Source organism: Paenibacillus taiwanensis DSM 18679 (assembly GCF_000425125.1).
GTDB lineage: Bacteria > Bacillota > Bacilli > Paenibacillales > Paenibacillaceae > Paenibacillus_B > Paenibacillus_B taiwanensis.
The window spans coordinates 1,061,327-1,075,796 of the sequence record NZ_KE384306.1 but is presented as its reverse complement, the minus strand read 5'-3'; the positions used below and the strand labels follow the sequence as shown (position 1 = coordinate 1,075,796).

17 protein-coding genes are annotated in these 14,470 nt (G+C 43.3%); all 17 read right to left on the bottom strand.

Translation table 11 applies throughout. From position 1 onward, the window contains the following. Positions 1 to 113: 113 nt before the first annotated feature. Complete coding sequence (locus tag H509_RS0113625) at positions 114 to 755, bottom strand: response regulator (protein ID WP_028545576.1); 642 nt, start codon at positions 753 to 755, stop codon at positions 114 to 116. A gap of 6 nt (positions 756 to 761) precedes the next feature. After that, entirely contained in the window at positions 762 to 1,580 is an 819-nt protein-coding gene (locus H509_RS0113620) for a sensor histidine kinase (protein ID WP_028545575.1), read from the bottom strand. Between the two features lie 84 nt (positions 1,581 to 1,664). After that, positions 1,665 to 1,985 (bottom strand): hypothetical protein, encoded by a 321-nt coding sequence (locus H509_RS25275; RefSeq protein WP_051287081.1) that lies wholly within the window; start codon positions 1,983 to 1,985, stop codon positions 1,665 to 1,667. Further along, positions 1,978 to 2,490, bottom strand: coding sequence for a redoxin domain-containing protein (locus H509_RS0113610; protein WP_028545574.1), 513 nt, complete (start codon positions 2,488 to 2,490; stop codon positions 1,978 to 1,980). The genes H509_RS25275 and H509_RS0113610 overlap by 8 nt, the downstream gene beginning before the upstream one ends. Positions 2,491 to 2,519: 29 nt before the next feature. Beyond that, positions 2,520 to 3,248, bottom strand: a complete 729-nt coding sequence (locus H509_RS0113605; RefSeq protein WP_028545573.1) for an ABC transporter ATP-binding protein — start codon at positions 3,246 to 3,248, stop codon at positions 2,520 to 2,522. Further along, on the bottom strand, positions 3,241 to 4,053 hold the full coding sequence (locus tag H509_RS0113600) for an ABC transporter permease (RefSeq protein WP_036697413.1): 813 nt from the start codon (positions 4,051 to 4,053) through the stop codon (positions 3,241 to 3,243). Before H509_RS0113600 ends, H509_RS0113605 begins: the two co-directional genes overlap by 8 nt. A gap of 5 nt (positions 4,054 to 4,058) precedes the next feature. Next, positions 4,059 to 4,658, bottom strand: coding sequence for a nitrous oxide reductase accessory protein NosL (locus H509_RS0113595; RefSeq protein ID WP_157277677.1), 600 nt, complete (start codon positions 4,656 to 4,658; stop codon positions 4,059 to 4,061). After that, positions 4,658 to 5,986, bottom strand: coding sequence for a right-handed parallel beta-helix repeat-containing protein (locus H509_RS0113590; RefSeq protein WP_028545570.1), 1,329 nt, complete (start codon positions 5,984 to 5,986; stop codon positions 4,658 to 4,660). Before H509_RS0113590 ends, H509_RS0113595 begins: the two co-directional genes overlap by 1 nt. Then, on the bottom strand, positions 5,983 to 6,354 hold the full coding sequence (locus H509_RS0113585; RefSeq protein WP_028545569.1) for a hypothetical protein: 372 nt from the start codon (positions 6,352 to 6,354) through the stop codon (positions 5,983 to 5,985). Before H509_RS0113585 ends, H509_RS0113590 begins: the two co-directional genes overlap by 4 nt. 252 nt (positions 6,355 to 6,606) lie before the next feature. Next, complete coding sequence (locus H509_RS0113580) at positions 6,607 to 7,038, bottom strand: hypothetical protein (RefSeq protein ID WP_028545568.1); 432 nt, start codon at positions 7,036 to 7,038, stop codon at positions 6,607 to 6,609. Positions 7,039 to 7,049: 11 nt separating this feature from the next. Continuing rightward, on the bottom strand, positions 7,050 to 7,589 hold the full coding sequence (locus H509_RS0113575; protein ID WP_028545567.1) for a LytTR family DNA-binding domain-containing protein: 540 nt from the start codon (positions 7,587 to 7,589) through the stop codon (positions 7,050 to 7,052). A gap of 33 nt (positions 7,590 to 7,622) precedes the next feature. After that, positions 7,623 to 8,804: a serine hydrolase domain-containing protein gene (locus H509_RS0113570; protein WP_028545566.1), complete on the bottom strand. Its 1,182-nt coding sequence runs from the start codon at positions 8,802 to 8,804 to the stop codon at positions 7,623 to 7,625. A 177-nt stretch (positions 8,805 to 8,981) separates the two neighbouring features. Further along, positions 8,982 to 10,382, bottom strand: a complete 1,401-nt coding sequence (locus H509_RS0113565) for an amino acid permease (RefSeq protein ID WP_028545565.1) — start codon at positions 10,380 to 10,382, stop codon at positions 8,982 to 8,984. 214 nt (positions 10,383 to 10,596) lie between these two features. Next, positions 10,597 to 11,304, bottom strand: coding sequence for a DNA alkylation repair protein (locus tag H509_RS0113560; RefSeq protein ID WP_028545564.1), 708 nt, complete (start codon positions 11,302 to 11,304; stop codon positions 10,597 to 10,599). 225 nt (positions 11,305 to 11,529) lie between these two features. Then, entirely contained in the window at positions 11,530 to 12,288 is a 759-nt protein-coding gene (locus H509_RS0113555) for a class I SAM-dependent methyltransferase (protein ID WP_028545563.1), read from the bottom strand. Positions 12,289 to 12,547: 259 nt separating this feature from the next. Next, entirely contained in the window at positions 12,548 to 13,843 is a 1,296-nt protein-coding gene (locus H509_RS0113550; protein WP_028545562.1) for a DUF4179 domain-containing protein, read from the bottom strand. Then, positions 13,809 to 14,372 (bottom strand): RNA polymerase sigma factor, encoded by a 564-nt coding sequence (locus H509_RS0113545; RefSeq protein WP_028545561.1) that lies wholly within the window; start codon positions 14,370 to 14,372, stop codon positions 13,809 to 13,811. The genes H509_RS0113550 and H509_RS0113545 overlap by 35 nt, the downstream gene beginning before the upstream one ends. Positions 14,373 to 14,470: the final 98 nt, after the last annotated feature.

The window sequence follows — 14,470 nt, the reverse complement described above, 5'->3', positions numbered from 1 at the left end:
CCTACAGCCTCCTGTTCTTCACTGGAAAAACAAGCCATTGAGTATTAGTTTAATGGATTTTAAAGTATTACAATAGATTTAAATTTTAAAATGGCAAATAATATTTATTCTCGCTAGCTCATCCAACCATGTTCGTAGGCGTAGCGGGCCAACTGGACTCGATTTTCCAAATGGAGCTTCTGGAGAATATTTTTCAAATGATTTTTAACCGTATGCTCCGAAATATCAAGTCTGCAAGAAATGTCTTTGTTGCTTAGTCCTTTAGCTACAAAGCTTAGTATTTCACGCTCACGGCTAGTTAATGGACTGTCCTGACCCTCGCCGCTTCCCATTGGCGACATTTCTTTTAAAATACGAAACGCCAGTTCGCGTGTCATTGGCGCTTCATCAACGGCAATGGCTTTCAAATATTCGTGCCATGCCTCAGGATTCAAATTTTTTAATAAGTAGCCTTGAGCTCCCTTCTTTAAAGCGTCAAACAAATGGGTAATATCATCCGAGACGGTGACCATTACAACTTTGACGTACGGAAATTTCTCCTTTAAACGTTTAGTCGCTTCAAGCCCCCCCATGCCTGGCATTTGAATATCCATCAAAATAAGATCAGGCATCCACTGCTCACTAAGTACGAGTGCCTCTTCACCGCTGTTTCCTTCGGCCACGACCTCAAAAATGGGGTCACTCTCCAAAATCATCCGCATTCCTTCTCTAGCCATTTCACTGTCATCGATGATCAGCACACGAAATGTTGACATTTCAAGTCACCCCTTTGTGATCGTAACCCTCGTTCGTCTTTTTAATCTGTCGATGTGTAGGTTCCAAGACATCTTGTCAGCACGATCCTGCATCATCTTTAAGCCGTAACAATTTCCTTTATTCGCCGCCTCCAAATGAAAGCCTTTGCCGTTGTCTGTAATCTGGCAGAGCCAACCAGCAGGGGTCGTTGCAGCATGCACATAAACATTGGTTGCAGCAGCATGCTTATGAATATTAAGTAATGCTTCGCGAATGATCGACAGCAGCTCCACTTTCTCTTTAGAAGAAAGAATGGTGTCCGTTAAATTCCATGATATTTCAAAGTGCAAATCACTTTCTCTGCGCAGCTCGTCAATTAAGCTTTCGACGCTTTGAAGCCAAGGGTTGCTGTCTACATCCGCTGCATGACGCAAATTTGCAATGGCTTGTCTTACATAGTCGTTCGTATGGTGTACGCTTTCTTTTAGCTTGTCTAGCGGCAAACCATTTGCCTGCTCCATTCGCTCCATCCGTGTAACCTGCGCATTCAAAAAAAACAACGATTGTGCGATGCCATCATGCAATTCTCGTGCTATTTTCTCACGTTCCTCCAACACCGCCTGAACTGCTTTCACACGATTAAGTTCTTCTTGGCTTTGCTCGATCATAGCAAACAGTTTGGTCAAAAATAGTAAAGTGACTAACAATACAAGTACAGGAGCAAGCCAATTGCCAAGATCCATAGAAATATAGGGAAGGAGAAACTCATGCCTCACATACTCCCATATCCCAATAGTTAAGGTGGGAATGATCAGGATAAGCCATTTGATTTGTCTATAGTTCAACGGTGCAGTCTCCTCTCCCTATATTAAATGCTGCTGTATAACGATCAACGTCATATGCAAAGTGAAAATAGAGGATTTCCTTCACTACCACGACCAAGGATTAGGCATTAATCCTATCAGTTCCATCACTTTATTCCACAATGTACGCTTTATTGGCTGCATCTTGAGGGCCGTACAGTCCGACTCAGGTGAATATCCTGACTCTACTACTCTGTGCCAAGTAGTCTCGACTAAATGATTAGTAAGCTCAGCCTCATTAAAACAAGGCGGGGCGATATAGACACGTAACGTATGGTCAATAACCATTCTTGTATTGCCTGGGGGCTGGAATGACAGTGGTACAAAGAGCATAACGAACAGGACAAGCAGTAGACCGAGGCTTAACCCCCACTTGCGATTAATCATGACTAATTTTCCTCATTAGATTTAAAATGTCTGCCATTTCTGTCAACTCCCCCTCATGCCTTTCAATAATTTCGCCTTTAGCATTAATTACGATTGTAAGCGGCAAGCCGACAGCCAAATATTGCTTTTTGATCTTCTTATCTGCATCCAGAACGACTGGAAATGCAAGCTCATATCGATCTACAAATTGCTGCACCGTTTCAGCTTTCTCCCCTACATTTATCGCCAATACGTCAACGCCTGTTAATTTATAGGCTTCATTCAGCAATGGAAGTTCGTTTACACATGGATTACACCAGGAGGCCCAGAAATTAAGCAGGACGCCTTTCCCTTCATAACGAGAGAGTGGGACGGTGTCTCCCTGTAGATCTGCCAGTGTGAACAGAGGCGCTGCTTGTCCGAGTACCGCCTTATCCCGAGGAACCTCCCCCTTAACTAAGGTGTATACTCCAGCACCGATTAACACAAGCAGCAAAATATACTGGATCAGTTTGCTATTTATCATATCCATTGCAGCTCCTTGTTGTACCTCATTTATAGACCTGAGCGGATGCCAAACAATTCACCAAACAATTGCTGCAAGCCGGCTGCTCCATGCTGCTCATAAATTTGTTCCTTGCTTCCATCCAGTACGATGTTACCGTCACGCAAAAATACAATCCGATCCGCCAAAGCTTCAGCGATTTGCAATTGATGCGTGGAAAATAAGATCGTATGCCCGTTGCTGGCCGCTTGACGAACCAATTGGATAAACGTTTCCATCCAATAAGGGTCAAGCCCGTTCGTCGGCTCATCCAGCACGAGAAGCGGAGGCGCAGCAAGCAAAGCCTGCGCAAATAACACGCGTTGCCGCATGCCCTTTGAGAAAGAGGAGACTTGCTTATTCACGTTATCAGACAGGCCAACGAGCGAGAGCACCTCCAGCGCACGATTCTTGCCCAAGCCACGTAACTTAGCCCAGAAATGTACGGTCTCTAACGCTGTCAAGCCAACACTAAAGCGGTAATCATCGGGCATATAACCGATCTGCTGTGCATAATGACGTCGTTCAGCTTGCCAGCTTAACCCATTCACCGTTATTGCGCCGCTTGTCGGATGCAAAATACCTACCAGCATACGCAGCAGTGTGCTTTTGCCAGCTCCATTGCCGCCGCATAAAGCTACAATTTCACCACGGTCAACACGTAAATCCACCTTCTCGATGACCGTTTTCTTCTGAAATACTTTATGAACCGCATCAAAGCGTACGCAATCGTTATCCACGTCTTCGCTCCCTTTCCCATAAACGATAAGCTATTGTTAAGGCTGTACCGATCCATAACACGAGTACACCAATAAAAACGGGTGTTCCCCACGGAGAGCGTATCCACAGCATCCAATTGTAATATTCGGGCCCAAGTGTTGAACCGCCACCTAATTTAACGACGGTAAATAAACGGGTCAGCTCCGCGGGGTTCAGAAAGGTTAACACCGTAAGCGCTGGCTTTATCCACGTATACGGCATCATCCCGAGCGCTGCAATAAGAATGGAAGGCCAGGCAATGATCGCAAAAAACCAGATTCCAACCCCGATCGTAAGTGCCTGCCAGCGATTATGAGCGATTGTACCGATAAGCAGCGCCACACCGAGAAACAGGAAGGACAAGCTGAGCGAAAATACGAACAGTTGCCCATAGGTTGCAAAATTAAACCCGCCCCCAAGCAAAGAGCCTACCGCACCAGACAACCCGAATCCAAAGGTAACAATCGCTAGCAGTACAATAGCAAGCCCTGTATATTTTCCTGTAAGAAAAGCCCATGTTCCTAAAGGATAAGTCGACAATAGCGCCCAGTTTCCCTCTTCCTTCTCACCTGTCAATGAAAATGAACCGAGCATTAATGCCATGAGGGGCAGCAAATACAAAGCCAAATTCAGCATCGTACTGCTGCTGCCAGAATAACCTGTGACATAACCTTGCGCATTAATGAACAACAGGCTAAGCATAAATAGAGCAAAAAGGGCCGTAAACGAATAGGCCCAAGGATTGCGAAAACCGATTTTCATTTCTCTTGCAGCGACATCACGCATCTCTGTCACGAGCCATGACCTCCGGACGAAGGTTGCTTCGTCGTATCTGTGGAGTGGTTGTTATCAGAAGTTGTCTTCTCCTCCGACATTGTATGTCCACCATCTGGCTTGGCATGACCGTGTCCCTTCATACCTTCCATCATTTTACGATTCACTTCCCATGAATGATGGGCAAGATCGTCGGCTGTCATCAGTTTGCCTTTGCCTTGTGTTTCTATGAATGCTTTTGTATCTGCTTCTTTCTCAAATGACACCACTCCGTAAGCCATTGGCGTTTTGTAGGTGGCATCATAAGCATAATAAGCTTTTTCATACGGAATCCATTGTTTGCTGTTATGATCACGAACAAAAGCAGCACCAATCGTATCGGTTCCATTCTCTTGCTTCCATTTATTTAAGCAGCCAAGATCATCAAATTTAAGTGATTGCCCATCCTTAGTCACAATTTGAGTTGCAAACTGATCGTCCTTCACCGCCATTTTACAAATGGCACATACGTCCGTTTGTTCATTAATCGCCAGTGGCTCATATTTATTTCCACCGCAAGCAGTCAGCAGTACCATTAGGGCAAACATAATAGCCAGCAGTTGTGGTATTTTTTTCATCATTTTGGTCTCCTCATTTTATAAAATAATAAGCTTGTACAGCTTAACATGAATAACCCCATCAATCCGGTTATCAACTTGTCACCTTGGTGTTCGGTCTGGATGAGATTGGCGTGTGGTTTCATAAGGGGGGATAAATCGGTTGTCCATCGCGTGCGCTCCGTCTGGTAGAGGCCTTCTAAAAAAATCATGCCTGGAGATTGGAAAAACAACTGAAAAGCTGCGCGCTTGCGGGTTAACCCTTGAAAAAGCGGGTTGATGGCATATGTAAGTTCACTATGTCCATCCCCATTTGTATCAATGCCACGAAAACTGTCCCAATAGTTGCCTGTAATGGTGTTATCGTCGCTGTTGCGTGCTTGTGCGTCCGTCACATTACCCCAAAATTGATTGCTTGTTATCGTATTATCGCTTGCTTCCACCAATTGAATGCCGACAAAATTGTAACTTACCTGATTACGCTCCATCTGGTTTGCGGTGGATTGTTCTACATACAAGCCTACTCGATTCCCATCAATCTTGTTATCTGACACAGTTGTCTTGTGTGCATCAAAAAGCAAAATGCCTTGCGAATTTACGTTTTCGCTTTGCTTGCTGAATGTATTACCTGTAACTGCAACTTGCTCGGCCGCCATCACCATAGCGCCTGTTACATTAAGTTTGCCTTCGTTACCCTTAATTACGGTTCTCTTGGTGTACATACAGTGAATGCCATAACGCGAGCGTTCGATTACATTGCGTGAAACGAGAGCTTCATCGCTATTTTCCATATAAATGCCGTCATGTACTGCCCGAATCGTGTTATTAGTCATCTGCCAGCGGTGTGCATTATAAAGATCGATACCATTCCCTTTGTCAGCCATTCGCATACCGTCAACAGCCCATTCTATTGTCGTCCGCTTGACCGTGCCGTCATTTGCATCCTTAGCTTGAATCCCGTGAGAACCCGTACGGACCTGCAACTGATCCAGCACAGAGCGATTGCCTAGCACGAGTATGCTTGCTGACTCTTTAACGGCTTCATCAACAATTCGTAATCCAGTCAATGTGATATGGTCTGCTTGAAGTGTGATGGCGGGCTGCTGGCTCACGTTGCGCACAATAACTTCGCCTGCGGACTCTGCCGCTTGCAGGGTAAGCGGCTTGCTGATCGTAATAGGTCCTTCATACGTTCCTGACGGCAGTACGATCCGCGATCCTGGCTTTGCTTGATCCAACAACTGTTGGAGCTCCAGTGGTTGTTGTTCTGCGTAAGCTTGACCAGACGACAAACAGACAGCAACTACGATTCCAGCAAACACAATTAAGCAGAAAGGTAACGTTCTCATTTGACTTCAACCGTTTTCTTTCGGGTTAGATGCACATCGTCTCCAAACAGATGAACATACACGTCGTATTTTCCTTGTTCAGAAAACGTGTACGATCCGCTAAACACATTATCGCCCTTATGAGTGGCATCAAACAGATCCGGCTTATCACCCGCCCGGATATCAAAGCTGACGGTTGCCTTCTCAGATACTTTCATTCCTGTAAAGCTAACCTGCAGTACTACGGGTTGACCAGCTACAATCGTGTCTGGCTTCATGGTTAACGATGCTTCCACGTCGTCCGCATTAACCGGAGCCTCTTTGGAGCAGCCGATTAACAGGCACAATACGACTACAAATGTGAAAACCGCCACACCTTTTAATTTCATTCCTTCACCACCTTGCCTCGTATTACTCAACACCAATCATTGTAGCAACAACCTTTGTTTACTCCTATAACTCATTAGAGCTATTACGAGCCATAACTTCGACATATTTGTGTCAACTTGTGAACAAAATTAGCCCAATGTAAACTTTCCACGCGAAAAAGGAATGAACAAAGGTTGCCTCTGTCCATTCCTTCACACGGGAACGATGCCCTATCTAAAACAAATCAAGCAGGTGCCTAGTACTTATTCATTCTATTTCTCTTTCATTCGTGCCTTAAACGTGTCTAATTGGTGTTGTGCCCGTCGATACATCACATAATCTATTAAATTAGCGATACATACGATACCAAGCACGATCAGCATCATCGATACGAGCTCACCTTGAGCCTCTATTTTACGATGTGTAGTCCAAATTAAAGCGGCCATGATCAAACTGGTCACTACTAATGCAATTAAGTTGTTAATAAAAAAGTAAGTTCGTACCCTCGCTATACGAATAGGAAGTATCGCGGTTAGCCATTCGGTAATAAGACCAATAATAAAGCCAATACTCCCGCTTGCTAAAATGGCTAACAGTCGCTCCGTTAACAAAACATCCTTGTTATCTATAAGCTGCAAAACAATACCGATGAAGAGGCCGAGAAAAAAGGACTTTACTGTATTTTGAAAATTGATATTTTCCATCCCTTGCGCTCCTATATGTTAAGTGTGTGCCTAAGTTTTTTGGAAAACACCTTTGATACTTCCAATTCCATGTTATTGTTCATCCTCAGTACGTATCGGGAGTTAAACCACGGGATAATTTCTTTTACATGAAGCAAATTGACAAGTTGGGATTTGTTGATGCGAATAAACCCTTTAGCGACCCACATGTTCTCATAATATTGTAACGTTTCTTTGACGGTATATCGATTCATCGCAGTGTACGCCATAATTCCTTCTGGAGCCGCTTCGAGATATAACACATCTTGTGGGGCAATTACGGCGAATTTATTTTCACTTAAGCCCGTAATCGTGCTCATTGCCTGCAAGTCTGCTCGCACACCTGAAACTAGCAGCTTCACCACATCCATGTAATCAATCGCGTCGAATACGATGCAAAGCTTATCACTCGGAATGGCATAACCTTGTTCAACGAGCACCAATGAGCTGTCTGGTTTCATTTCAATATGGTGCTTCGATAACTCTTGTTTCAATTTTTCATACACTTTATTTGAACACAATAATTGAACCATGCTGTGTCTCCTAAATGACAACGTATAGTTTAGTTATTCTATTATCATCCTATCATATATCATCCTTATGTTTATTAATTGTTCTAATCCTTTCTGCGTAAAATCAAGGGAGCCAAAGTTGGCGATAAAGTACGTATCCTTCGCCTTGTCATATAAGGCATAGGTGCCAGTTGATCCTACCCCACCATACAAATCAGACATGGAGCCTAATAAAAAAGACAGCTCACTAAAATCAAAATACATCATGCCCATACCGTAGGTAATCCCTTTCTCATAATGGTGCGTAAAAGCTGTCATCTGCTTATAAACTTCATCAGACAGTAAGGTCCTCTCCTCAAGCGCCCGCATAAACGTTAACAGGTCACTCATTGTAGTAACGACCCCACCCCCTGCCCAGTCAACTGACAAGGCACGTTTGTCGCTCAGATCGATGCCATGTACATAAATACCGAGTATATTCGCAGGTTGATCATAGTTAGACATGAAATAGCTATTTTTCATACCCAAAGGTTTAAATATTTTGTCTTGTAAAATGTCAGCATATGGCTTCTGCTCAAGCGCCTCCAATATAAGACCAAGCAATATATATCCGGTATCCGAATAATAAAATTGCTGGCCTGGCTTGCCAACAGATTGCTGATAATCCCGGGTAAACGCAAGCAACTGCTGCGGCTTAAATGAACGGTTGGGGTTCGATGTTATGAGGTCAATCATCGGCTGCCCGCTTGTGACCGGCCCTTCAAAATAGTCTCCGATTCCTGATGTATGACTGAGCAACTGTCGAATCGTGACTTGATCTGCATAGTTCACGCCATCGACCACAAACAAGCCATCAAGCAGGCTCTCATCCAGCCATAATGTGATTTTGTCGTCATAGCTGATGCGACCTTCTTGGACCAACATGCCGAAAATAGCTGCGCACATTGTTTTCCCGATGCTGGCTGCATGATAAGGGCTATCGATTTGAACAGGCTGGTCAGTAGTATGATTTTTTGTGCCTACTGCAAATTGTGCAAAGTAACCCGTTTGCTTGGAGTAAATAGTCAGTAAAGCGCTCGATAACGAATCATGTTGTGTGACGATATCTGCTAAATGTTTTTCAATTTTCTCGTTAACGATCTCTTTTGAGATTGGCTTATTCATGTAGGCTAACGTGCCAAGCCCAATGCCCGCCAAGATGAGCACACAAACTACGATTTTGATAGCTATTTTCATATGGAAGCTAAACCACCTTTCGCTTCGTATCCTTTGTATACCTTAATCTAAGCGGTGGTTCAGGAATTAAGAAATGCTTTTGCTCCAAGTGGTCAAAATTTAAAGCTAAAGAGGCTTTTTCGGGGCCTAAAAACAAAACCACTCCTCACTGACAGGAGTGGTTCACATTTGATATAATTACCTTTTTAATTCATCTCTATTTTCATTATCGGATTGCTCACTTAATGGAACTGCCTTACTCACACCAAAAGCGTAAAAGCTGATCACAACAACAGCTAGAAAAATAATTCCCGTAATAAGCGACATCCGTGTATCATCATTTAGCCACATTCCGACTAATACCATAAGTAAAAAGGCAATCGTGACATAGTTCGTAAACGGGGCAAATGGCATTTTAAAAGGATGCTGATCCAATTCGCTGCCTTTTACTTTCCTGAAGTTGATTTGACTAATTAAAATCACAAACCACGGAACCATGCCAGGCAGTACACTCGCGCTATATACATGCACAAACAGATTTTCCGGTGCAATATAACTTAATACGACACCTACACCCAACCCTACTAGCACACCAATCGTACCCAACAGAGGTACACCATTGTGCGATATTTTTGTAAATATTTTAGGGGCCTGTCCATTTACGCCTAGAGTATACAGCATACGTCCTGCACTATATATTCCACTATTGCACCCTGACATAGCAGATGTGATCACAACAAAGTTGATCAAACCAGCCGCTGCGGTAATGCCGATTTTTGCAAATGTGGCCACAAACGGGCTGCCGATTTCTTGTAGCTGGTCCCACGGGTACACCGTCACAATAACAAAAATCGCACCCACATAGAAGATCAAAATACGCCAAATAATACTTTGGGTCGCTTTTGTTAATGTTTGCTGCGGATTTTTGGCTTCGCCAGCTGTAATTCCGATCAGTTCAACACCTTGATAAGCGCCGATAACTAACGAGAGTGCAAAGAAAAATCCTGTCCAGCCCCCCGTAAAGAAGCCGCCATGCTCCCACAGGTTAGCTAAACCAATTGCATTGCCTCCGTTGCCAATTCCAAAGAAGATGAGTCCGATTCCTGCAATAATCATTAACACAATCGTTACGATTTTGATCATCGCAAACCAAAATTCAAATTCACCAAACGATTTAACGGAAAACAGGTTCGCTGCACCTAGAATGACCATAGCAATAATTCCTGGAATCCAGGCTGGCAAATCTGGAAACCAATATTTCATGTAAGTGCCCACAGCTATAATTTCCGCCATGCCAACTATGACCCACTGAAACCAGTTGCTCCAAGCCGTCATATAACCGGCCAAAGGATGAATGTACTTATGGCCGAAGGTTGCAAAGGACCCTGTGCTTGGCTCTACGTACAACATTTCACCCATTGCACGCATAATAAAAAAGATAAAAATCCCGACAATCGCATACGCAAGCATTACGGACGGTCCTGTCCATTTGATTGTACTTGCTGAACCCATAAATAATCCAACACCGATCGTACCACCTAAAGCAATCATCTGAATATGCCGGGCCTCGAGGCCCCTCTTTAACCCTTTGTTTTCCATTGCAGTTTTCTGTTCCCCCCGCTAGTGTTAGCTGTTATTTTGGATAAGCTGCAAAACCATTCAGTCATTTAGCAGGCACCGGCATGTCATATAGGAGTGCTCTCCTACCTTGATCTAAACTGCTCTCATTGTATTATCTTTTATTGATGGAGACAATTAAGATATTTTGGGTTTATTAACATATAATACTATTTTAATCGTTACTCCTTAAGGCCTAACACCTTACATACTTTCGTTTGAAACCGAGCTGGTTTTTAGCTATCGCCTTTTGAATCGTGTCAGCTGCATTGAGGAATTTGCTCTTGCCAGTATGACGATTCACTTCCACCTGTCCCACTTCTTGTGCAATCTCAACGGCTTTTTCATGAAGAGGCAAATAGGATATGCCCACGGTGTATATAAATTGGTTCATCGCGTGCTTTGTGCGCTCAGGGGCATCATGAATCGTATCTTTGACAAGTTCCAGCATATTCGCTATCTTCTCTTTTGAAAATGCACGATCTGGGCGGTTCCCGAGCATCCAGCAATAACAGCTCCAGCCCGCCGACATTTTGAGTTCTTCCCCACTTTGAATCCATTTATCAGCCACTGCTTGGCCGATGTCCGTTTCTGCTAAGGTTACGGCTACTACATAGTCGGATATCATATAGAAATAAGCTTTATCGATCCAGCGGTCAAAATCCGCCTCCGACATCACTTTAGGATCGGCAATAACGCCAGCAAAGTACATTGCATCATAATTCCCGGTTGCATAAAGCTCTTCTGCTAATGGTTGATTATGCTTGATCTTTTTAAAAATCGGCTTCATCTGGCCTGTAGCTACACCAAATAACGGTTCTTGTGCGCCATTGGATTGATATATCTTTTTCGTCCGTTCTTTGCCAAGTGATTCAAGCTCTTGCATGACCATGTCCAGATTCATTTATTTGCACGCCCTTTAATTTTTAGTTTTGTGACCCATTCAGCTCGCCTTTACATGAATATATCATAATATATCCCAAAGCCAATAATGCCAAGTCAAGGCTACCTAAACTAAGAAACGAGCTATCATAAGCGCTCCTCAGAAGAGCGTTAAGGATCGAAAACGGATCACGTCTTGCAACATAAAAAAAGCTGTTGTCACATAGGACAACAGCTTGTGGTATTATTACTTTCTTATCGCCTCAAATGTAATAATCTGATCCGCTTGTGTGGGTTGTTTGCCATACACATAATCAGCAGAACATGTCACATCCGAGAACCCGATACGCTCTAAAATAAGTTTAAATTCCTCGACTCCGTACCAACGAAGGGCAAATCGCTGCATCTCCGTTTCAATCAAACGTCCTTGACGCCATTTTTCATACTTGATATACGATACTGTAAATTGATTGAGCCAATCCATTTCAATGGATTTGTTCTCCATCGTAATCCCATCTCCATTAGGCAGAGCAAAAGTGGAAGTTGTAATTTCGCCTGTCTTCCAATCGCTAGGCAATTGAAGATCAACAATTAAGCGCCCTCCAGAAACGAGATGGTCATAAAAGCATGTCAACGCGTCAATAGAATCCTGTCGCTTGTCGAGCAAGCAAAAGGAACCCGTAGGAATAATGATCGCCTCATAAGTAAATGGCAATGAAAAGCTTTGTAATTCCGCTTCGTACAAATGAGGCTTGAAGCCTCTTTCCTCACAACGTGTGCGACAAGAATGCAGCATCTCAGGTGAATAGTCGATGCCATCGACTGTAAACCCTGCTTCAAGAAGTGGTATTAAAAAGCGTCCAGATCCAACAGCTGCTTCTAAAATACGCCCCTGACAAGTCTTTAGTCGTTCTTGATAATACTCGATATCTCCATTTAAAGAGCAGCCTACAGGTTTGGTGAGGTCATAAACTTCTGTACAAAGTGTGCTGTAATAACTAAACATAAAATAATTTCCTCCGTTTGTATGTACGGAAGACCCTAATTCAATTAAACCTTCCGTACCTCTAAATTTAAGGATGGGTAAGCAGAGCTGACTGTCATAGGAAATCACTCTCTTTCATAAGTAATTATGGAAATTATATAACAGTTACGAAAAATAGACAAGGCTTCTCTATTCTTTCCATTCAAGTAGCAGCAGCTTCTGCTTATTCTAGTAACTTAATGATAAACGTAGACGAAGTTTATATAACAAACACTTGATTTTATTTGTTATAATTTACTGGAATCGATATTTTCTTCTTATAGGTCTTCATATATTGGTACCCCTCTACCAGCAGAAATTCCGGCTTGTCTGTCGTGATAAACGAATAGGTTTGCTCCCAGAGAATGTTACCGTTTTTCAAATCCCATTGTCGTTCATCAGAAATCGACGATACAGGAATGACTTTGCCGCCGGCCTGTACGGATAAAGTTTCTGTATCCAAGAACGTAAACTGTTTTCTCGCAATGACAACATCATAGCCTGTAGCCGTTTGGGCAACACTGCGAATCCAGAACTTTTCATCCCCCACTCTAATGGAACGATCAGACGGTGTCGCGAGCGAGATAGGTTCTTGTATATTATGATATCCTTCAAAATTGACCAGTTCAAGCTCAAGGGATTCAATATGGTCTGTAGGGAATGGGTCAAATTTAAGTTGGAAGTCCGGATTACTTCCCCCTGCTCTAGTTCTCCCTACTTCCACCCCATTCACATAAAGCTTGGTTTCACCTGAAAATCTCGGGTATTCCTCTAGTTCATAGTGCCCCTTCACGATAGTTGAAGTGGGTGAGGCAGTAATGGAGTCATAATGAATAGTCCCTTTATCAACAGCGATAGATTCGGATAGATCCTCTTTAATGACACTCTTCATTGCTTTGTTCGCTTCAAACTCGAAGGAAAGTGGATAGGATATCTTTTCCCCATTGTCAAGCCATTCATTGAATGTAAGGGTTAATGTTCGTGAAAATGGACTGACTGGTTCGAAATCCATGTCTCCAACGAACTGGCTCTTGTTTTTACCTGGGCTCCCCCCTCCTCCAAGCGGTTTGGAATTAGTCAAGAACCCTTGCAGCTGAAAAAAGCTATAACGCACAAAATCATGATCTGTATATTCAGTGCCTGTTGGCCGATCAATTGTGTAATACATGCGGAATACATTGTCGTCTGCAATCACGCCATTAATAGTAAGGACGGTTCCGTCTTTGAACGTCGTGCTTTTATTTACTTTTTGTCCGAGTTCCTGATTCATCATTTCAGCAAAGCTGAGAGAATTCAAGCTGACACTTCCAAACAGCTTGCTTCCATAATAAGCTAAGGCCGGATACTCATATACGCCAACGATAAGAATAAAAGCTGCGGCAACGGATGCGACCCATGCGCGGGCTTTGCTGCGGTTTCTTTTTATGACTGGAACATTGTGAAGTGCATCTCGAAGTCTGTCCTCAAGGTCTGATGGAGCCTGAACGTTATTCAAGCTTTCTTTATGCTCCTGTAATTTCTCCTCGATCGTTGTCATAACGATCACCTCCGATCATCATTTTTAGTTTTTGTATACCCTGAAAGATTCTGGATTTGATGGTTCCAAGCGGCGCGCCGGTCATATCCGCTATGGTCTGATACGGAAGATCGTGAACATAACGAAGTTCGATCGCTTCTCGCTGCTGTGCACTCAGATGAGATAGCAGCACCTGCATGTCCATCTCAGACTCGGTGTCGCGATATGGATTATGATCTGTTAGTACAGCAGCAGATGTTGCTAGCTGGTCTTCTAATGGAAGCAAGCTATCCTTTTTACGGAGTAATGTTTTGCACCGATTAACAAGAATCGTTTTGCTCCAGCTATAGAACGCTTCTTTCTTCTGCAACTGATCAATTTTCTCATAGAGTACAACGATCATATCTTCCATCGCATCCATAGCATCATGCTCGTTACCCATGTAGCTGTACGCAAGGCGATAATAAGCATTGTGGTCAGCCATGATGAGTTGTAATAAAGCTTCCTTGTTGCCTGTTTGCGCTTGTCTGACAAGATGGCTTACGTTCATGTTCACTCCCCTTTTCTATAGATAAGAGAACGTATAAGTCACAAAAGTTCATTTGAACCCTAATTACTCTTCGCTCATTCTCTGCACTTGAATATAAA

Excerpts from the sequence above, each read along its gene's own strand:
- H509_RS0113570 (WP_028545566.1), bottom strand. The coding sequence starts at position 8,804 with ATGAAAATAGCTATCAAAATCGTAGTTTGTGTGCTCATCTTGGCGGGC.
- H509_RS0113575 (WP_028545567.1), bottom strand. The coding sequence starts at position 7,589 with ATGGTTCAATTATTGTGTTCAAATAAAGTGTATGAAAAATTGAAACAA.
- H509_RS25275 (WP_051287081.1), bottom strand. The coding sequence starts at position 1,985 with ATGATTAATCGCAAGTGGGGGTTAAGCCTCGGTCTACTGCTTGTCCTG.
- H509_RS0113625 (WP_028545576.1), bottom strand. The coding sequence starts at position 755 with ATGTCAACATTTCGTGTGCTGATCATCGATGACAGTGAAATGGCTAGA.
- H509_RS0113560 (WP_028545564.1), bottom strand. The coding sequence starts at position 11,304 with ATGAATCTGGACATGGTCATGCAAGAGCTTGAATCACTTGGCAAAGAA.
- H509_RS0113600 (WP_036697413.1), bottom strand. The coding sequence starts at position 4,053 with ATGCGTGATGTCGCTGCAAGAGAAATGAAAATCGGTTTTCGCAATCCT.
- H509_RS0113565 (WP_028545565.1), bottom strand. The coding sequence starts at position 10,382 with ATGGAAAACAAAGGGTTAAAGAGGGGCCTCGAGGCCCGGCATATTCAG.
- H509_RS0113595 (WP_157277677.1), bottom strand. The coding sequence starts at position 4,658 with ATGAAAAAAATACCACAACTGCTGGCTATTATGTTTGCCCTAATGGTA.
- H509_RS0113590 (WP_028545570.1), bottom strand. The coding sequence starts at position 5,986 with ATGAGAACGTTACCTTTCTGCTTAATTGTGTTTGCTGGAATCGTAGTT.
- H509_RS0113610 (WP_028545574.1), bottom strand. The coding sequence starts at position 2,490 with ATGATAAATAGCAAACTGATCCAGTATATTTTGCTGCTTGTGTTAATC.
- H509_RS0113545 (WP_028545561.1), bottom strand. The coding sequence starts at position 14,372 with ATGAACGTAAGCCATCTTGTCAGACAAGCGCAAACAGGCAACAAGGAA.
- H509_RS0113550 (WP_028545562.1), bottom strand. The coding sequence starts at position 13,843 with ATGACAACGATCGAGGAGAAATTACAGGAGCATAAAGAAAGCTTGAAT.
- H509_RS0113580 (WP_028545568.1), bottom strand. The coding sequence starts at position 7,038 with ATGGAAAATATCAATTTTCAAAATACAGTAAAGTCCTTTTTTCTCGGC.
- H509_RS0113555 (WP_028545563.1), bottom strand. The coding sequence starts at position 12,288 with ATGTTTAGTTATTACAGCACACTTTGTACAGAAGTTTATGACCTCACC.
- H509_RS0113585 (WP_028545569.1), bottom strand. The coding sequence starts at position 6,354 with ATGAAATTAAAAGGTGTGGCGGTTTTCACATTTGTAGTCGTATTGTGC.